At 60.7% G+C, this 18,125-nt stretch carries 20 protein-coding genes; 6 read left to right on the top strand and 14 right to left on the bottom strand.

Annotated features, from left to right (window positions below):
• The first annotated feature begins 22 nt into the window (after positions 1 to 22).
• Positions 23 to 877, top strand: coding sequence for a ferredoxin family protein (locus WM42_RS04175; RefSeq protein ID WP_062039155.1), 855 nt, complete (start codon positions 23 to 25; stop codon positions 875 to 877).
• Here WM42_RS04175 and WM42_RS04170 read toward each other — a convergent pair.
• From WM42_RS04170 to WM42_RS04155, 4 genes are read right to left on the bottom strand one after another with little or no spacing between them, the layout of a single operon-like run.
• The gene (locus tag WM42_RS04170) at positions 864 to 1,544 is read right to left on the bottom strand and encodes a methionine ABC transporter permease (protein WP_062035800.1); all 681 of its coding nucleotides are present in this window, start codon (positions 1,542 to 1,544) and stop codon (positions 864 to 866) included. The genes WM42_RS04175 and WM42_RS04170 overlap by 14 nt on opposite strands.
• The gene (locus tag WM42_RS04165) at positions 1,541 to 2,602 is read right to left on the bottom strand and encodes a methionine ABC transporter ATP-binding protein (RefSeq protein WP_201057414.1); all 1,062 of its coding nucleotides are present in this window, start codon (positions 2,600 to 2,602) and stop codon (positions 1,541 to 1,543) included. Before WM42_RS04165 ends, WM42_RS04170 begins: the two co-directional genes overlap by 4 nt.
• Positions 2,603 to 2,634: 32 nt before the next feature.
• On the bottom strand, positions 2,635 to 3,537 hold the full coding sequence (locus WM42_RS04160; RefSeq protein ID WP_062035798.1) for a MetQ/NlpA family ABC transporter substrate-binding protein: 903 nt from the start codon (positions 3,535 to 3,537) through the stop codon (positions 2,635 to 2,637).
• Positions 3,538 to 3,541: 4 nt separating this feature from the next.
• The gene (locus WM42_RS04155; RefSeq protein WP_062035797.1) at positions 3,542 to 4,399 is read right to left on the bottom strand and encodes a MetQ/NlpA family ABC transporter substrate-binding protein; all 858 of its coding nucleotides are present in this window, start codon (positions 4,397 to 4,399) and stop codon (positions 3,542 to 3,544) included.
• A gap of 134 nt (positions 4,400 to 4,533) precedes the next feature.
• Between WM42_RS04155 and WM42_RS04150 the strand changes: the two genes are divergently transcribed.
• On the top strand, positions 4,534 to 7,680 hold the full coding sequence (locus WM42_RS04150; protein WP_062035796.1) for an error-prone DNA polymerase: 3,147 nt from the start codon (positions 4,534 to 4,536) through the stop codon (positions 7,678 to 7,680).
• Here WM42_RS04150 and WM42_RS04145 read toward each other — a convergent pair.
• The 3 genes from WM42_RS04145 to WM42_RS04135 are packed head-to-tail and all read right to left on the bottom strand — an operon-like array spanning position 7,677 to position 8,842.
• Positions 7,677 to 8,039 carry a hypothetical protein gene (locus WM42_RS04145; protein ID WP_141741054.1) on the bottom strand — a complete coding sequence of 121 codons (363 nt, stop codon included), beginning with the start codon at positions 8,037 to 8,039 and terminating at the stop codon, positions 7,677 to 7,679. The genes WM42_RS04150 and WM42_RS04145 overlap by 4 nt on opposite strands.
• A gap of 55 nt (positions 8,040 to 8,094) precedes the next feature.
• Positions 8,095 to 8,577, bottom strand: a complete 483-nt coding sequence (locus WM42_RS04140; RefSeq protein ID WP_062035794.1) for a hypothetical protein — start codon at positions 8,575 to 8,577, stop codon at positions 8,095 to 8,097.
• Between the two features lie 4 nt (positions 8,578 to 8,581).
• Positions 8,582 to 8,842, bottom strand: coding sequence for a helix-turn-helix transcriptional regulator (locus WM42_RS04135; protein WP_062039152.1), 261 nt, complete (start codon positions 8,840 to 8,842; stop codon positions 8,582 to 8,584).
• A 91-nt stretch (positions 8,843 to 8,933) separates the two neighbouring features.
• Here WM42_RS04135 and WM42_RS04130 point away from each other — a divergent pair, with 91 nt between their 5' ends.
• Together WM42_RS04130 and WM42_RS04125 are read left to right on the top strand one after the other, a co-directional pair.
• On the top strand, positions 8,934 to 9,383 hold the full coding sequence (locus WM42_RS04130; protein ID WP_062039146.1) for a PH domain-containing protein: 450 nt from the start codon (positions 8,934 to 8,936) through the stop codon (positions 9,381 to 9,383).
• Complete coding sequence (locus tag WM42_RS04125) at positions 9,380 to 10,843, top strand: PH domain-containing protein (protein WP_082787632.1); 1,464 nt, start codon at positions 9,380 to 9,382, stop codon at positions 10,841 to 10,843. Before WM42_RS04130 ends, WM42_RS04125 begins: the two co-directional genes overlap by 4 nt.
• Here the strand turns inward: WM42_RS04125 and WM42_RS04120 are convergent.
• From WM42_RS04120 to WM42_RS04105, 4 genes are all read right to left on the bottom strand, one after another.
• A complete protein-coding gene (locus tag WM42_RS04120; RefSeq protein ID WP_062035793.1) occupies positions 10,806 to 11,093 on the bottom strand; it encodes a hypothetical protein in 288 nt (95 codons plus the stop codon). The genes WM42_RS04125 and WM42_RS04120 overlap by 38 nt on opposite strands.
• Positions 11,090 to 13,036 carry a ferrous iron transport protein B gene (feoB, locus tag WM42_RS04115; RefSeq protein ID WP_061920675.1) on the bottom strand — a complete coding sequence of 649 codons (1,947 nt, stop codon included), beginning with the start codon at positions 13,034 to 13,036 and terminating at the stop codon, positions 11,090 to 11,092. The genes WM42_RS04120 and feoB overlap by 4 nt, the downstream gene beginning before the upstream one ends.
• A gap of 2 nt (positions 13,037 to 13,038) precedes the next feature.
• Entirely contained in the window at positions 13,039 to 13,305 is a 267-nt protein-coding gene (locus WM42_RS04110; protein ID WP_061920677.1) for a FeoA family protein, read from the bottom strand.
• A 78-nt stretch (positions 13,306 to 13,383) separates the two neighbouring features.
• A complete protein-coding gene (locus WM42_RS04105; RefSeq protein ID WP_061920678.1) occupies positions 13,384 to 13,854 on the bottom strand; it encodes a tRNA (cytidine(34)-2'-O)-methyltransferase in 471 nt (156 codons plus the stop codon).
• A 24-nt stretch (positions 13,855 to 13,878) separates the two neighbouring features.
• On the opposite strand from WM42_RS04105, the gene WM42_RS04100 reads away from it, so the two are divergent.
• Together WM42_RS04100 and WM42_RS04095 are read left to right on the top strand one after the other, a co-directional pair.
• Positions 13,879 to 14,736 (top strand): bifunctional methylenetetrahydrofolate dehydrogenase/methenyltetrahydrofolate cyclohydrolase, encoded by an 858-nt coding sequence (locus WM42_RS04100; RefSeq protein ID WP_061920681.1) that lies wholly within the window; start codon positions 13,879 to 13,881, stop codon positions 14,734 to 14,736.
• Positions 14,737 to 15,063: a DUF3017 domain-containing protein gene (locus WM42_RS04095; RefSeq protein ID WP_061920683.1), complete on the top strand. Its 327-nt coding sequence runs from the start codon at positions 14,737 to 14,739 to the stop codon at positions 15,061 to 15,063. It begins immediately after the preceding gene.
• Here the strand turns inward: WM42_RS04095 and metX are convergent.
• The 3 genes from metX to WM42_RS04080 form a co-directional block, all read right to left on the bottom strand.
• On the bottom strand, positions 15,060 to 16,211 hold the full coding sequence (gene metX, locus WM42_RS04090) for a homoserine O-acetyltransferase MetX (protein ID WP_062035792.1): 1,152 nt from the start codon (positions 16,209 to 16,211) through the stop codon (positions 15,060 to 15,062). The two genes, WM42_RS04095 and metX, sit on opposite strands and share 4 nt — an antisense overlap.
• A gap of 13 nt (positions 16,212 to 16,224) precedes the next feature.
• Positions 16,225 to 17,562 (bottom strand): O-acetylhomoserine/O-acetylserine sulfhydrylase, encoded by a 1,338-nt coding sequence (locus WM42_RS04085; RefSeq protein WP_062035791.1) that lies wholly within the window; start codon positions 17,560 to 17,562, stop codon positions 16,225 to 16,227.
• 143 nt (positions 17,563 to 17,705) lie between these two features.
• The gene (locus WM42_RS04080; RefSeq protein WP_061920689.1) at positions 17,706 to 17,915 is read right to left on the bottom strand and encodes a hypothetical protein; all 210 of its coding nucleotides are present in this window, start codon (positions 17,913 to 17,915) and stop codon (positions 17,706 to 17,708) included.
• Positions 17,916 to 18,125: the final 210 nt, after the last annotated feature.

Raw genomic sequence — 18,125 nt, 5'->3', positions numbered from 1 at the left:
GGTGGCAGGTAAGCTGTGGCACATGACTTTTTGCTCCGACGTACAGGTTGAGCCGCTTCCGGGCACCGCCAAGAAGGAAAGCGTATTTGTGCTCTTCGAGTGGCCAAACGGCTGGTCGCGCGATGTCTTAGACGGCGGGACCTTCGGCTCGGAACTCACTGCTGAACTTAAATCCAAGCTCAAAGGTGTGGCAGGGCTGCAGCTTATCCGCAAGCCCGGCAAGGAAGGCCGCAGCATTAACGGCAAGCATCGCTGCTACGTGGTCTGGGCCGAGCGTGGAGTTTATACGGAGCATCTCCTAGACGGCCCTGAAGGCATCTTGGGGTTGGATTTTGCGGTGCCGGAAGAAGGCGTTCTTTCCCGCCCGCTTGTGCTGATTTGTACCCACGGGCGCCGGGACGTGTGCTGTGCGGTCAAGGGGCGTCCGCTTGCGGCGGAGCTGGCTGCAAGTTTCCCGGAGGAGGTATGGGAGACCTCGCACACGAAGGGGCATCGTTTTGCTCCGTCGATTCTTTTGATGCCGTGGGGTTATTCCTTTGGCAGGCTTAACGTTGAGGCGGCGCGTGAGATGCTGCTGGCGGCGCGTCGCGGGGAGTATTTCTACCCGGGCAATCGCGGCAGCGGGCTCTATGATCCGCGCGGGCAGGTGGCGGAACTGGCAGTCGCGCGGGAGCTGCTCGAGGCGGGGGAGGCCTTGCGCTATGAGCAGTTGCACGCGCTTGAAGATACCGTGCACCACGACGACGGCCGCACCTGGCGGGTAGAGCTGGAACAAAAAGAGGTCTCCGGGGTCATCTCCTCGTGTGGAGACTGCCCGAAGACCTCAAAGGCGTGGCACGCAGTGGGTGTGCACGCAGGGGATATTAACGGCGCATGATCTTGGCGGAAAGCCAGTTGCCGAAGAACTGCGCTGCCTGAACCAGCACGATGATAATCAGGGTGGCCACCACGGTGACCTCCCACTCGAAGGCGCGGTAGCCGTAGACGATGGCAAAGTCGCCCAAGCCGCCGCCACCGACGTAGCCGGCCATCGCGGACATATCTACGATGCCAATGAACAGGAAGGTATAGCCCAGAACCAGCGGGCCAAGGGCCTCCGGCACGATGACCGAGGTGATGATCTTCCAAGGGGAAGCGCCCATCGCGCGGGCTGCTTCAATGACGCCGGGGTCGATGGCGACCAGGTTTTGCTCCACGATGCGGGCCACGGCGAAAGTGGCTGCGATGACCATGACGAAGGTCGCAGGTTCGCGGCCGATAGATCCGCCGAGGACCGCCACGGTTAGCGGCTGCGCGAAGGCCAGCAGGATGATGAACGGGATGGGGCGGATGAAGTTCACCAGGATATTGATGATGAAGTAGACAACCTTGTTCTGCAGGATGCCACCAGGACGGGTGGTGTAGAGCAAGACGCCTAAAACGAGGCCGAGGAGGCCTGCGACCACCAGGGTCGTCGAGACCATGATGAGGGTGTCTTGGACGGCCTCGATGAGGGTATCGCCCAAGCGATCCCAGTCAGCGGCAGCTTGGTAGGTCACGTTCATCGGGAAATCTCCTCAATCTCGGTGGTGCGTTGCAGGGTGCGGTAGAACTCCTCGATGGCGGCGGCATTACCGTTCAAGCGCACGGTGAGCTTGCCGAAGGAATGCTTCTGCAGAGTTGTGATACCGCCGTGGACCACTGCGATAGACACGCCCTTTTCCGCCAAGCGTGCCGATGCGGTGAAAAAGCCGGAGTTCTCGGTCAGGTTGATGGTGAAAAGGCGGCCCTCGTGGGCGAGGAGGTCGTCTGCTTCTACCAGGTCTGGGGTGTTGCGCAGGGAAGTGGCAACAAACTTGGAAGCGACCTCCGTGCGCGGGTTGGAAAAGACCTCGTAGACGCTGCCGGCCTCGATGACGCGGCCGGCTTCCATGACGGCAACCTTATCCGCGATGGAACGAACCACGTCCATCTCGTGGGTAATCACGACGATGGTAATACCCAGGTCGCGGTTGACCTTGCGCAGCAGATCCAGCACCTCGTGCGTGGTGGTGGGATCGAGTGCGGAGGTGGCTTCGTCAGCCAGCAACAGCGAAGGGTTGGTCGCCAGCGCGCGAGCGATGCCCACGCGCTGCTTCTGACCGCCGGAGAGCTGCTCCGGGTAATTCGAGCCCTTATCGCCAAGGCCCACGAACTGCAGGAGCTCCTCCACGCGCTTTTTGCGTTCTTCCTTCGGCATACCGGCTAGGCGCAGCGGGTATTCGATGTTGCCTGCCGCGGTGCGCGAGGTCATCAAATTAAACTGCTGGAAAATCATGCCGATGTTGCGGCGGATACCACGCAGCTTGGACTCCGGCATGCCGACGATGTCGGTGCCATCCAGTAGGAGCCGGCCCGAGGTGGGCTTATCCAAGCCGTTGATCATGCGCACCAGCGTGGACTTCCCCGCGCCGGAAAAGCCGATGATGCCGACGATTTCACCGGGCTCGACGGTCAGCGAGACGTCGTCAAGCGCCTTGGTTTCGGTCTTGTTATTTTTAAAGACCTTGGTGATGTTGCGGAACTCAATGCGGGTGCCGTGCTTGGCACCGGGATTATCTGTCACGTGAGGCGTTTCCTTCATATTGTTGTGACTGGCTAAAACCTTCTAAGACCTTACTCGGCGGAGGAAGTCTCCAAGCGATCCAGGATTTCCTGGAGTTCATTTTGCGGACGATCCACGAAGATGGTGGTGCCGCCCGTGGTCTCCTGCACTGCCTTTTTGACCTCTGGTGAAAGGTACAGCTGCGCTAAGCGCTTGACCTTATCGTTGTCCTTATCCTTTTCTTGTACTGCCCAGACGTTGATGTATGGGTCGAACATGACGGTGGGATCGGCGCTGGGAGCTTCGGGGTCGTCGTAAAGCACTGCCTCGGCCGGGTTGATGCCCGCGCGCTTGAAGAAGGAATTGGTGATGATGGCAGGGGTGCCTTCGCCGTATGCCGACGGAGTCTGGGAAGCATCGACCGGGGTTACCTTGACCTTTGACTTGGCCTCGTCGATGTCGGCCGGATCCGGGGTTAGCTTGCCCTTTTCCTGCAAAGTCACCAGATCGTTGGCGGCCAGCAGGTTGATGGCGCGGCCCTGGTTGGTGGCGTCATTCGGGATGGCGACTTCCTGGCCCTCGATGCCCTTTATATCCTTGTGGCCCTTCCAAAACAGCGGCATCGGGTAGACCTGCGTGGAGGCCACCGGAACGAGGTTGGTGCCGTTGCCCGCGTTGTATTCCGCCAGGAACTTCAGGTGCTGAAACTTGTTGGTGTCGGTGCTGCCTTCCGCCAGAGACTGGTTCGGGGTGGCGTAGTCGGTGAAGCTTTTCATCTCGATCTCGATGCCTTCCTTGGCGGCGAGATCTTTCAATACGTCCCACTCCGGAAGCTCGGCATCGGTGGTGCCGATGATGATTGGATCCTCTGCGGTGCCGGCAGCAAACTCGGAGGACTTGGAAGAACAACCCGCAAGGCCCGTGGCTGCAACAATGCTTGCCGCAGCCAGCGCAGCAATCTTTTTCAGCTGCACGGCGCTAGCTCTGCTCTGTCACGCGGTCGAGGATCTTCTTCAGCTCCTCCGGAGACTTTTGAACCGGAACGGAAGTGCCCTTGGAATCCTCTGCGACGGCGTCCTGGACGGCCTGGGAGTGCCAAATTTCGGCGACCTTCTTAATCTCCTCGTTGTTGGCGTCTTCTGCGCGAACGACGAAGGCGTTGATATAAGGCTCTGCCTCCTTGGAGTTCGGGTCATCCTGGAATACGGCGGTGGTGGGGTCGATGCCGGCGCGGTCGAGGAAGGAGTTGTTGATGATGGCTGGCTTGCCTTCGCCGTAGGCGGCGGGGGTTTGTGCGGCGTCGACAGGCACGACCTTGACCTTGGACTTTGCCTCGTCAATATCCGGCAGACCTGGGGTGATGAGGCCTTCCTTCTTCAACGTAACCAGCTTGGCCTGTACGAGGACGTTGATGGCGCGTCCCTGGTTGGTGGTGTCATTCGGGATGGCTACTTCCTGGCCCTCGATGCCGTCGAGGGAGTCGTGCCCCTGCCAGAACAATGCCAGCGGCACGATTTCGGTGGCGACGATCGGAACGAGGTCGGTGCCGTTGCCCTTGTTGAACTCCGCCAAGAACTTCAGGTGTTGGAAGTTATTGGTATCCAGTTCGCCTTGGTCAAGCGCCTGGTTCGGGGTGTTGTAGTCCGAGAAGTTCTGCACCTCGATGTCAAGGCCTTGCGCCTCGGCTTCGTCCTCGAAGGCGGACCATGCCTTCTTAGCGGCGTCGGTAGTGCCGACGACGATCTTGCCGTCGGAATCGCCAGAGGAGCAAGCAGCCAGGCTGGTGGCTGCGATGACGGCTGCGGAGGAAGCAGCGAGAACGCGGCGAATACGCATGATATGAGGTGTCCCTTCGAGTGAAATAACGTTTGTTGCAAGAAACCTAGCAATGATTGAACCGCTTTGTCTATATCGCTTTGGGTGAGACTGAAAAATTGACTAGAACATAGTTTCGATCCTATCTTTTCCCCATGAGGTTTAATGGTGGGGTGGCGCTGCCTTGGTCGCGGGTGGAGCGGATTCTTTCCGGCCGTCCTGCCGCAACGCCCGTTTCGGTGGAGCACTTGGGGGAGCGGGGCGAGGGTCTCGAGCGCGGGGTCTCGGCCGTGCCTTTCGCGGAGCTGCATGCGGTTTCTTCCTATAGCTTTTTGGACGGCGCCTCGGAGCCGGAAGAGCTGGTGGCGCGCGCGATGCAGCTGGGGCTAGAGGGGCTTGCGCTGGTGGATAAGGACGGTTTTTATGGCCTGATGAAATTTGCCGAAGCCGCCGCTAAGGCGGGGCTGCCGGCGGTGTTTGGGGCGGAGCTTTCGCTTGTCGACGGCCCTCTTGTCGTCCTCGCCCGCACCCCCGAGGGGTACCGCCGGCTATCGCGATTGATTGCCCAAGCGCGCATGGATGCAGATGTGAAGGGCGAGGTGGCTTACCCGCCGTTGGAAGTAATTGCGGAGCGTTTGCAAGATTATTGCCTGTTCCTTCTGGACTGGCAATGGTTGGACAAAATCGATCATGTGCTCGAAAGAATAAAAATAGACAGCATAGTACTTGAGTATTCCTGCACGATGTCTCCTGAGGACGCAGATCGCCACGCTGAACTGGATAAATGCAATAATCTGCGCGCCATCGCCACTGCCTTACCCGCTGCCGCCACACGGCAGGAAGCGCGCCTAGCCGCGGCAAAGCGTGCGCTTAGCCAAAGAAAATCTCTGGACCAGGCAGAACCCGATGCGCCCCCGATGGGTGCCGGCTGGCTGCGCTCAGGCGAGCAGATGGCGCAGCTTTTTCCGGAGCGGCCGGAGCTCATCGCCGAGACCGTCAAAGTATTAAAGGAGTGCAGTTTCACCTGGGATGCGCTCGCGCCGAACCTGCCTGACTTCGAGGTGCCTGAAGGCCATACCGAGATGTCTTGGCTGACGCACCTGACCTGGCAGCGAGCAGAAGAGCGCTATGCCTCGCGCCCGGCTGCGATTCGCTCGCGGGCGTGGAAGCAGATCGAGTACGAGCTAGGCGTTATCGAGCAGCTGACCTTTCCAGGGTATTTCCTCATCGTGTGTGACCTCGTGGATTTTTGCCGTCGCTCCAACATCCTCTGCCAGGGGCGCGGCTCGGCGGCGAACTCCGCGGTGTGTTTTGCCTTAGGAATCACTAACGCCGAGCCGATTTCCGCGGGGCTTCTTTTTGAGCGCTTCCTTTCGCCAGACCGCGATGGCCCACCGGACATCGATATCGACATCGAATCCGGCCGCCGCGAGGAGGTCATTCAATACGTCTATGACAAGCATGGCCGCGAGCGCGCAGCGCAGGTGGCCAACGTTATTACGTATCGCCGCAAGGGCGCTGTTCGCGATGCAGCGCGTGCCTTGGGCTATCCCCAAGGCAGCGCCGATTCCTGGTCGAAGGGGCTTTCGGAGCCGCCGGAGGGCGTCGTTAAGCTGGCGGAGCAATTCCTCGGCCAACCGCGCCACCTGGGCATTCACTCGGGCGGCATGGTGTTGTGCGACCGTCCTATTGCAGACGTGGTGCCAATGGAATGGGCGCGGATGGAAAAGCGTTCGGTGCTGCAGTGGGATAAGGATGACTGCGCGGCGGCCGGATTGGTGAAGTTCGATCTGCTGGGCCTTGGCATGCTGGAGGCGCTGCACCACATGCAGGACTTGGTGGAGGAGACCACCGGGTACAAGGTGAATCTGTGGGAGCTCGACCTAGCGGAAAAAGAGGTCTATGACATGCTCTGCCGCGCCGATGCGGTGGGGGTATTCCAGGTGGAATCGCGCGCGCAGCTGTCCACGCTGCCGCGCTTGCGCCCGCAGAAGTTCTTCGACTTGGTGGTGGAGGTTGCGCTCATTCGTCCCGGCCCGATTCAGGGCGGTTCGGTGCATCCTTATCTGCGCCGCCGCGACGGTAAGGAGGCTGTGACCTATGACCACCCGGTGCTGGAGAAGTCTCTGGGCAAGACGCTGGGCATTCCGCTGTTTCAGGAGCAGCTGATGCAGATTGCCGTCGACGCCGCAGGCTTTTCCGGAGCGGAGGCCGATGACCTGCGGCGTGCGATGGGCTCGAAGCGCTCGCCTGCACGGATGGCCGCGCTCAAGCAGCGTTTTTATGATGGGCTCGCGCAGACGAATGGCATCGAGGGCGAGGTTGCGGACAAACTGTGGAACAAGATCGTGGCCTTTGCAGCCTATGGCTTCCCAGAGTCGCACTCGCAGTCTTTTGCCTCGTTGGTCTACTTCTCGGCGTGGATGAAGTATCACTATCCGGCGCAGTTTTGCGTGGGTCTGCTGCGGGCGCAGCCGATGGGCTTTTATTCGCCGCAATCGCTCATTCAGGATGCGCGGCGGCACGGCGTGGAAGTTCTTCCGCTGGACGTGAACGCTTCGGGTTGTCAGGCGCGTGCGGTGGTCCAAGACGGCGGCGAGGTGGCGATCCGGCTGGGCCTTAACCTCATCAAGGGGTTGGGGGAGAAGGCCGCGCAGCGTATCGAGGGTGCATGCGCGCAGATGCCGTTTCAAGACATCGCGGATCTGTCTAGGCGGGCGGAGCTTAGCGTTGAGCATGTGGAGGCTTTGGCCAGTGCCGGTGCGCTGGAGACCTTTGGGCTAAGCCGGCGGCAGGCGCTGTGGCAGGCGGGCGTGGCGGCTACGGAAAAGGCGGGCATGCTCGCAGGGCTTTCGGCTATTTCTGCGCCGAGCCTGCCTGGCATGAGCGCTTTCGAGCTGATGGCTTCCGACGTCGCCAGTACTGGCGTTACCCACGACAAACAGCCGATGGAGCTCGTGCGCGCCGCGCTTAACGACGCCCATGTCTGCACCGCCGCGCAGCTGCGGCAGGTTCCAGACGGCACACGGGTGCGGATTGCGGGCATCGTGACGCATAGGCAGCGTCCGCAGACTGCCGCCGGCGTCATCTTTTTGGGCTTGGAGGATGAGACCGGCTTGATGAACGTGATGGTCTCACCGGGGCTGTGGCAGCTCAACAAGACCGTGGCCAGGACGTCTAAAGCGCTGGTTATTCGTGGCATCGTGCAAAATGCCACGGGCGCGGTCAACGTGGTGGCAGACAAGCTGGAGCCGCTTGCCATGGGTGAGTGGCTCTCCCGCGGCTCGCGTGATTTCCGTTAGGCCGGTGCGAGAAATCCCCCCGTATTCAGGTAATACCGCACAACATTCACCCCGCGCTGGCAGCGGGCCTGTTTTTCCTCCTGCTCTACCTGGTCTTTTCTAAGTACGGGCGGATTCCGCTGGGCCTCGACGGGGAAGAAGCGGAGTATTCTATTGGCGCGGAGTTCGACTCCACCTCGGAGCAAGCCACTGAGTGGTATGGGCGCACCGACGAAGGCGGCGTGCCCATTCCTTATGACTACGATGCCGGTGAGTGCATCTCGAAGGAAAAGGCACGCGATCTTGTCCGCGCGATCGTCGGCGTCCATTCCGAGCGCGATGGTGCCCAGCAGTGTGAGCGATGCTCCGAACATCAGCACGCCGGCCAGCATTCCCGCCGAGCCACAGGACCATAACGGGAACGTGAAGGCATGATTATTCCTTAGAGATGAGCTCGTCGCGGTTGATTTTGCCGGCGAGGGATTGTGCGACGCTGAAGGGAATACACAGCATCTGCAGCAGGATGAGTTTGAAGAACAAGACGGCGACAAAGATCCCGTCCATCGAATCGACGAAACGCGTGCCTACTGAAATGGCGCCACAAGCGAGGAGCAATAGCAGGGAAGACATGAGTGCGGTCTTCAGACCGTCGTCGCGGGCTTCGACGCGCAGTTGCAGCATGTATTCGTCGAGCTCGGTGGTGGGGAGGTCTGCGTCGCCGATGGTCTTGCGCAGCTGCGCTACATACATGCCAGTCATGATCGCACCTGCGCAGGCGAGCATTAAAGGCCAAAACTGATCTACAAACTGTAGGGGAACAGACAATACGATGAGGGCGAGGCTCCAGTTGGCTAAAGATACGAGGCGCTTGCGCTTGGCTACGCGTCCCTGGACTTCGGCGGAGCTTTGAATAGTCATTGGGCTAGTCCTTTCGGTACATCTCTGTTGACAAGGGCTGGAACTCGGTGCGGGAGAAGACGGCTTCGACAGGGAGGCCGAATACTTCGCAGATGCTGAACGCGAGGTCGAGGCTGGGAGAGTGATCGCCACGCTCAAGGGCGCCGATGCTTTGGGGGTTGACCCCGACGGCGTCGGCAAGCTGGGCGCGCGACATGTCCCTCTCGACTCGGAGCAACCGAACCCTATTGAAAATTGGGGAAGACGGCTTTTTCTTTGGGGACATAAACCAAAGTGTTGTATAAACCCAACACTTTGTCAAGGGGTCTGAGGGCTTTGTTAGCATAGGCGGCATGCGCTCCGCCCTTTCTCCAGACATGCATCCGGTCTCCCGGAAGCTGACCACAGCTCGCTATATTCACCACCTGAGCTGGTCGGCAGTCTTTGCTATCGCTTTCGCGGTTGCGGGGTACTTCGCCAGCTCATTTTGGTACTGGTTCGCCGGAGCCTGGGGAGTGTGGTTCGTTTACTTGCTCTGGCTTATCCCCGCGCAGGTGGCGAATATGGGGTGGAAGGAGACTGACGATGAGCTGGTGATTACCCGCGGCAAGCTGTGGTACCGCCTGACCATTGTTCCGTTCGGCCGCATCCAGTTCGTGGACGTCTCCGCCGGCCCCATCGAGCGGTCCTTGGGGCTGAAAAGGGTGAAGATTCACACGGCGTCGACAAGCTCAGATGCGAAAATTGCAGGCCTTTTAGCCGCTGACGCCGATGCATTGCGCGAGCGCCTCGCCGTGAAGGCGCGCGAGAGGATGAGCGGACTGTGAACGGACGGCACCGGCTGGGCAAGGACCGCGCCCCAGTTGATAGGGAAGGCTATCGCCGTGTGCACCGGCTGACGCCGCTGCTGCGCTTTTGGTCGGTTATCTTCGCGTTTCTGGCCATTTGCGTGCTCAACTTCAACTTGGAGATGCTCTCCGACATCGCGGCCTACCTGCGCGGCGGGCACTGGAGTGACATTGGCCTTGGAACGCTCGCGGGGCTCGGCGGCTTCGTCGTGGTCTGCCTGGGCATTTGGTATGTCTCCGCCATCTGGTGGCGCAAGCTGGGCTATAAGCTCGGCCCCGATGAGGTGGCGCTGCGCCACGGCGTGATTTCCACGTCTTTTCGCTCCGCACGCTATGACCGCATTCAGGCTGTCGACGTGGTGGAGTCCGTCATCGCGCGGTTATTTGGTCTGGCTGCAGTGCGCGTGGAAACAGCCGGCGGCACGGCCTCTGTCATTGAGATTTCCTTTCTGCGCAGGCAAGAGGCCATGGCGTTGCGCGAGGAGCTTCTGACCCACGTGCATAGCCGTTCGGCGGTGTCGGAGGATGCCGGTTCCGAGGCGGTCGGGCAGGTAGCTCCGGCGGAAGAGCAGGGCTGGCAGCTGATTCCAGAAATCCCCGTTGGTCGCACGCTGGCGGCGGAGGCGCTGCGTTTGCCCACGCTGATTGCGGTTGTAGTCATGGCGATTTTCCTCGCTTTGCCGGATTTCCGCGCCGCCACGGTGCCCATCGTGGTGGGCTTTGTGCCCAATATTTGGAATCTCATCGATACCTCGTGGCGCTTCCAATCCCGCTACGACGGCCACGATGAGGTACTCAACATCTCCTACGGCTTGGCTGACCGCCGCCGCCAGACGATCCGGCGTTCGCGCATTCATGCGGTGCGGGTTACCCAGCCGCTGCTGTGGCGCATGTTTGGCTGGTACGAGGTGCAGGTTTCCGTGGCCGGGTACGGCGCGGTGGGCGGCGGCAAGCAGTCGGGCTCCACGCGCATCTTGCCGGTGGGCACGCGGGAGCAGGCGCTGCGCGTACTAGAGCTGGTCTCCGATCTTGATGCCGCGCAGATCGAGTATTACGCCCAGCCAGAGGGGCACACCCACCCCACCTATGTGTCGCCGCGTAAGGCCTGGTTGGCCTCGCCGGTGGATGTGCGCCAGCAGGCGGTCACGTTGGTGGGCGAGGACGTCGCCGTTGTGCATTCAGGAAGACTGTCGCGTCGGGTGATGGTCGTGGGCACTCCGCATATCCAGGAACTGACGGTCCAAGCCGGCCCGCTCAATCAGCTGCTGGGCGTGCAAAACATCCGCTTCGATCTGGTTAAGGGTCCCGTTGGAATGGCGGGAAAGCAGCTTGCGCTTGCCGACGCCGCCGAGCTTCTCACCCGCCTGCGGCAACGCCAACTGCCTTCGATGGAGCACGAGGCTACGATGCCGGCGCCGGGCGAGGCCGGCGCAGACTAAGCAAGACTGGACCGCGCTTTCGTCCGGGGTTGGCGGAGGCTGTGCCGCAGTGGGCTGCAGCAGTACAGGAACCGCATCCGCTGGTGGGGCAGGAGTTGAGCGTTTCGGCGTTTAGCTCCCCGGTGGAGAGCAGGTGTGAAATCACAAGATTGACCGTGCCGATTTTAAGGCCCGTTACGTGCGCGATTCCGGCGCGGGTGGTGGTGCCGGAGGAAATCGCGTCCTTTACCTGAGCAATGGGCGAGGTCATAGCAGCCTCAAGAGCTGGAAGGCGACCACGGCCAAGGCCCAAGCGGTAAATAGTTGCACCGCGAAACCGAAGAGTGTCCAGCGCCAGCCAATCTCCCGTTTCTGGGCAGCCAGCGTTGCCACGCACGGGGTATAGGCGAGCAGGAAGAGCATATACGCCCACACTGCAGCGTTCGTATTTCCGTCGGAGGCTGTGGCGAAGTCGGCGCGCACCTTCTCGCTTAAGGGGCTCGATGCCTGTTCTTCGGGTGCGGCGTCGGTGACGTCGTCTACTGCGTAGGTCTGCGACCACGTGGAAATCAGTGCTTCCTTGGCCACAAACCCCGTCACTAGCGGGCCCGCGAGCGACCAAGAATCAAAGCCCGCCGGGGCAAAGGCCGGAGCGATGCTGCGCGAGATAGCGCCATAAGCTGAATCCTCAGGAGCTGGCGACTTGTAGTCAGACAGGGAAACCCCATCAGCGCCTACGGGAATCGCCATGAGCAGCCAGATGACCACCACCGTGGAGACGATGATGCCGCCGGCAGTCTGCAGAAATCCCTTCAGCCTCGTCCACATCACCGACATGGCGAGGCGGAAGGTGGGAAGTTGGTACGTCGGAAGATCGATGACCAGCGGGTCCTGCGGCACAGCCCGCCACAACGTGCCGCGCAGCACCAATCCCACCAGAATAAGCAGAGCGATGGAGATGACGTACATACAAAAAACGACGCTGCCGGCATGACCCGGGAAGAAGGTCTCCGCCAGCATCACGAAGACCACCAACCGGGCAGAGCAGGAGGTAAACGGGATAAGCAGCGAGGTCATGATGCGATGCCGCGGCGAACCCAGCACGCGGGTCGCAGCAATGGCAGGAACGTTGCAGCCAAAGCCTACAACTATAGGTAAAAATGCCTTGCCTGGCAGGCCGATGGCGCGCATGAAACGGTCCGTAACCACTGCCGCGCGGGCCATATAGCCAGAATCCTCCAGCACGGCCAGGCACAAAAACATCAGCGCCATCAGGGGTGCAAAGGTGAGGACCATGCCGACGCCGCCAATAAGGCCGTCGACAAGCAAGCCCTCTACCAGCGGATGCTGAAGGCCGATTGCCTCCAGCAGGTGGCGTGCTGCGTCAGAGATGGGCCCTGAGACGAGCGCCTCCAAGCCGTCTTGCAGAGGAGCGGCCACCGTGGTGGTTATCTGAAAGACTAGCCACATCACCGCGAGGAAAAGCAACGGGCCCGCTACCGGGTGCAGCGCTATCGCATCTAGGCGCTGCGAACGCGTGACCGGCTGGGACTGCGTGTGCACCGCTGCTTTGGTGGCGGCGTCGAGATCCGCAAAGCGGGCGTCGATGCTGGCGTCTTCGCGCAGGACCTGTGGCTCCTTAGTGAGGGAAACCTGCACCGTCTCACGCAGGCGCTCCAATCCTTCCCGCCGGCGGCCATCCACACAGACCACCGGGATTCCCGTGGCCCTCGCGAGCGCATCGGCATCCACCTGTAAGCCCTGGTCTTGTGCCACGTCCAGCTTGGTCAGCGCGATGCTGAGCCGGTAGGGAAGCTCTGCGAGCTGAAACGCCAAGTTGAGCCCGCGCGCAACCGCAGTCGCGTCGACCACGACGATGACGTGATCGGGGCGCTCGGCAGGGGCGGCGTCGTAAAGCATGGTGCGCGTGAGCGCCTCATCCGGGCTGAGCGGATCCAAAGAATAGCTGCCGGGGAAGTCAATGAGATCGGCAACCTCGGCCGGGCAACACGAATGCGCAATATTCCATGCGCCGCGGCTGACCTCCACGGTCGTGCCCGGCCAGTTGCCGGTCTGCACCTTCGAACCGGTTAGCGCATTAAAAAGCGTAGACTTGCCGGAGTTCGGAGCACCCACCATGGCGATGATGGCAGCGCCCGCGGGAGCCAGCGCCCCGCCCGGATTTCCATGGCAGCTGGGCGTTACAGCACTCATCACTAAACCCCGATTGATTGCAGCGTCTGGCGGTCAATGGCGTAGCGGCAGGAGCCAACCGCGACGATGCGCGCGCCACCTGCCACATGCGCGCCGACGGTTAGGCATGCTCCCGGGCGGATGCCCAGCTCGCCCAAGCGGCGGGCCATGGCCGGATTATGCACGCAATCCAGGCATTCGGGGCGCAGGGTAACAGTAGAACCGACCGGCAGGGAGTAGGCCGAGTTGTGGGAGGTCGACTCGCCTGAGCGTACGTGCAAAGGCAACATGACTAGGCATCCTTTCAAATTCGGTTATAAAGTTACCCTAACCGAATGATGGTTTACCTAATCGTTGTGACAATTGTCCTAGACAGCGCCCTTAAACCCCAGCTGGCGCCAAGCCTCATACACGGCTGTCGACGCCGCGTTAGACAGGTTCATCGAACGGCGCGCCGGGACCATCGGGATGCGCACCTGCTCGGTGATACGTGGGTGATTAAGATGCTCTGGCGGCAAGCCGGTGGGCTCGGTGCCAAAGAGTAGGACATCGCCTTCTTGGAACTCGACGTCCGTGAACCACTTATCGGTATGCGTGCTAAAAGCAAACACGCGCGCGCCGGGCAGTGCGTCCATGCAAGCGTCGAAGTCCTTGTGGATGTGCAGGTCAGCAAGGTCGTGGTAGTCCAGGCCGGCGCGCTTTAGGTGCTTGTCATCGAAGTTGAATCCGAGCGGTTCGATGAGATGCAGGGACGCTCCAGTGACGGCGGCGGTGCGGATTGCGTTGCCGGTATTGGTGGGGATCACGGGATTATCAAAGACGATGTGCAGCTGGCTCATGGGCATAAGTCTAGGATGGAGCGCATGAGCGCAACCAAACTAGATGGCAAGTTGTACCGCGACGAGATCTTCGCGGATCTGAAAACCCGCGTCGAGGCCCTCAAGGAAAAGGGCATCCAGCCTGGCCTGGCCACCGTGCTGGTGGGCGATGACCCGGGCTCGCACTCCTACGTGAAGATGAAACACCGCGACTGCGAACAGCTGGGAATCAACTCCATCCGCAAGGACCTTCCGGCGGATATTAGCCAGGAGGAGCTGGAAAAGGTCATCGACGAGCTAAACGAAGACGACGGCTGCACCGGCTACATCGTGCAGCTGCCGCTGCCTAAGCACCTGGATGAAAACAAGATCCTGGCCAAGATTGATCCGGAAAAAGACGCCGATGGCCTGCACCCGGTCAACCTGGGCAAGCTGGTTTTGAACGAGGATGCCCCGCTGCCGTGCACCCCGAATGGTTGCATTCACCTGCTGCGTCGCTTTGGCGTGGAGCTGGATGGAGCGAAGGTCGTCGTCATCGGCCGTGGTGTGACTGTTGGCCGTCCGATCGGCTTGATGCTTACCCGCCGCAGTGAAAATTCCACCGTTACGCTCTGCCACACCGGTACCAAGGACTTGGCTGCCGAGACGCGCGCTGCCGACGTCATCATCGCAGCGGCCGGCAAGGCACATATGCTCAACGCAGACATGATCAAGGAAGGCGCCGCGGTTCTCGACGTCGGAGTTTCCCGCGTTGATGGCAAGTTGGCTGGCGACGTCGCACCAGACGTCTGGGACAAGGCCGGCTTCGTCTCGCCGAACCCGGGCGGTGTCGGCCCGCTGACCCGCGCATTCCTGGTGTCTAACATCGTGGAGCGCGCAGAAAAGTTGGCGGGCCAGCAGTAGATGGCCCCGGAGCTAAACCTCGATAACCCGCACGACGCCAACCTGCGGCCCTCCCGCCTACCCGCGTCCGTGCAGTGGGCGGCCGTGGGGCTATTTTGTGCCGCCGTTGCGCTTTCTGCGGTTTTCGCGATTTCCGAGCACTGGCGCCGCGCCACGGTAGTCCTTGGTGCAGGCCTGCTTTGGCTTTCGTTGGTGCGGCTTAGCTGTGACTCGAAAATCGTCGGCATCCTCGCGGTCCGATCGCGCCGTTTTGATGCGTGCTTTAGCGGCGTTATTGGTGCCGTGATGGTGTTTTTGTCGGTTTCAGTCGATGCGTTGGGGTCTTAGATGTAGTACTCGCTGCCGCTAAACGCCGTTTCCAACTCCAGTCCGTCAGGTGCCGAGAGCGTAAGGAAGTTACGCAAGATTCGGTCCATCTGGCGGGCTTCGGCCAAGAAAGCATCGTGGCCGACGGGGGAGACGATTTTCGCCATGGCCAGCAGGTTGCCAATGTTGCGCGAGATATGTTCCTGCTGGTGATACGGGTAGAGGATGTCCGTGTCCACGCCGACTACCATCGTGGGAACAGTCGATGTTGCTAGCGCTTTGTTGAGGCCGCCGCGGTCGCGGCCGACGTCGTGGCGGTTGAGCGCCTCCGTCAGCGTTACATAGGAGCCGGCGTCGAAGCGGCGGGCGAGTTTTTCTCCCTGATAGTCCAAGTAGGAGTTGACCGCGAAACGCTGGTTCCCCGCGCGGTAAGGCCCGAGCGGATCCTCGCCGCGTTGTGCCTGGACGCCGAAGCGCTCGTCGATTTCCTGTTCGCCGCGGTAGGTGAGGTGGGCAATCCGGCGCGCGGCGGCGAGCCCTTCGCGAGGCGTTTTGCCGCTTGCGTAGTAATCCCCGCCGTGCCAGAACGGGTCGCGCTCAATGGCAGAAATCTGTGCGGATTGAATGCCAATCTGCCAGCCCGAAGCCCGCGCTGATACCGCAATGACGCAGGCCGCGGTTATGGATTCCGGGTACAGCAGCGTCCACTCCAGTGTGCGCGCCCCGCCCATGGAGCCACCGATGATGGCATGGACCTGGGTGATTCCGAGGACTTCTAGGAATTGCCTTTCCGCTCTCACCAAATCTCGAATCGATAGCGCGGGGAAGCGCGAACCCCAGGCACGGCCGTCGTCGGGATGCGCGCTGGCGGGCCCAGTGGAACCAGCACAGCCGCCCAGCGCATTGGTGGCGATCACGCACCATTTCCGCGTATCCAAAGCCTTGCCTGGGCCCAGCAGGTCGGCCCACCAGTCGGCCACGTTGGAATCGCCGGTCACCGCATGCTCGATGAGCAGCACGTTATTCTTGCCGTGCGGGTCACCGGCGAATTTGCCCCACCGTTGATACGCGATACGCACCTCGGGAATTTCAGCGCCTGCTTCAGTACGCAGCTTGCCGACGCCGACTTCTTCGAGCTCACCTTCACAAGCCAAGTTGGGCACAGTCATGGCGACTTCTTGATTAGATGGCCGCGAAGCCGCGCTCGAGGTCAGCGATGATGTCGTTGATTGCTTCGATACCAACGGAGAGGCGAATCGTGGCTTGGGTGATGCCAGCTACTCGCAGCCCCTCCTCGTTGGATTGCGAGTGGGTGGTGGTAGCCGGATGCACCACAAGCGAGCGGGTATCACCGATGTTGGCCAGATTGGAATGCAGCTTGAGGGAATCGATGAACTTCCAGGCGGTTTCTGTGGCCGCTGCGGGTTCGCCTGACTCGGTGGCCACTTCGAAAGAAAGTACCGAACCGGTGTATTGGTAGCCGAGCCTTTCCTTGGTGGTCTTATACGGGCTCGAGTCGAGGCCGGCGTAATTGACCTTGGCCGCCTTCGGATGCGCCTCGAGGAATTCCGCAACTGCCTGGGCATTTTCGTTGTGGCGCTGCACGCGCAGCTCCAAAGTTTCCAGCCCGGTTAAGGTCAGCCAAGCGTTGAAAGGCGAGACTGCGGCGCCCGTATCGCGGAGGATGCCAGCGCGGGCGCGCAGTGCGAAAGCCGGTTCGCCGAGGTCTGCGAAGCGCAGGCCATGGTAACTTTCGTCGGGTTCGGTGAAGAACGGAAACACCGGCTTGCCGTCGCGCTGAACGGTCCAGTCAAAGGTGCCGCCGTCGACGATGACGCCACCGATGGCCGAGCCCGAGCCGGAATAGAATTTGGTGGTGGAGGCGACGACGACGTCCGCGCCGAGCTCTAACGGGCGCGCCAGTGCCGCGGTAGCGATGGTGTTGTCCACAATCAGCGGCACCTGGTTTGCATGCGCTACCTCAGCGATTGCCGGAGTATCCAGCACATCTGCCACCGGGTTGCCGAAGGTCTCTCCATAAAAAGCCTTGGTATTTCCGCGCACAGCGCACTGCCATGACTGCGGATCATCGGGTTCCTCGACCAGAGTTACTTCAATGCCGAGACGGTGCAGCGTATGGGTAAAAAGGCTATTCGTTCCGCCATAGAGGCGAGGGGAGGCCACGATGTGGTCGCCCGCGCCAGCCAGCGTTTCGATGGCGGCGGTTTCTGCCGCCTGGCCAGAGGCAAAGGCGACTGCGGCTACGCCGCCTTCGAGCGCCGCTAGACGACGCTCGAGTGCGTCCACCGTGGGATTTGTCAGCCGGGTGTAGATGGGGCCGGCGTCGGCAAGCGCAAAGCGAGCGGCGGCATGCTCGGCCGAATCAAAGACGTAGGAAGTGGTTTGGTAAATCGGAATGTTGCGAGAGTTGGTGGAGCCGTCGAGATCCTGGCCTACGTGCAGGCAGCGGGTAGCGAGGGCGAGGTTTTCTAAGTTGCTGGTGTCGTATTTTGTAGCCATGAGCAAAGACTAGACCAAGCGGTTCATAATGGGCATGGATGTGGAGAAAATTTGACGTTTGCCCAGCAAGTGAAATGAATAAAAACAGACAAAGCGGTCGGCAGGTAGCCGACCGCTAGTCGCGGTGTGAGTTTAGCGCGTGTCTATTTTTGGGAGCCCGCGCGCTGATGGATGAGGTACCAGCCGCCTAGGATTCCGCCGAAGAGTAGTAAGGCAGCCGCAATGAAGACCATTGCGACCGTGACGGTTTGGTGTGGGTCGTTCAGAAAAATCATCGAAACAATCGCCGCAAGGAAGATGGTGGCAAAGAGGGTGATTAGCCAGTTGCGCTTGGTGTGCTCTGCGAAAGTCATGCTTAAAATAATACGACAAAATCCGAATTAAACAACTTTCGAGGCTGGGGTTGGTGGCGTTAGCCTGTATGTACTCTGATTTTTGTAGCGCTTTGCAAATGGTGATCGAATTAACATCGTTGGGAAATCGCTTTAAAGATAAAGCGAATCGGGAGGTGCGGTCGACGTGCATTATTGCGTTTCGCTTGGGGAGATATAAAAATTAGCTGA

Source organism: Corynebacterium simulans (assembly GCF_001586215.1).
Taxonomy (GTDB): domain Bacteria; phylum Actinomycetota; class Actinomycetes; order Mycobacteriales; family Mycobacteriaceae; genus Corynebacterium; species Corynebacterium simulans.
This window is presented reverse-complemented; position numbering and strand designations above follow the sequence as displayed.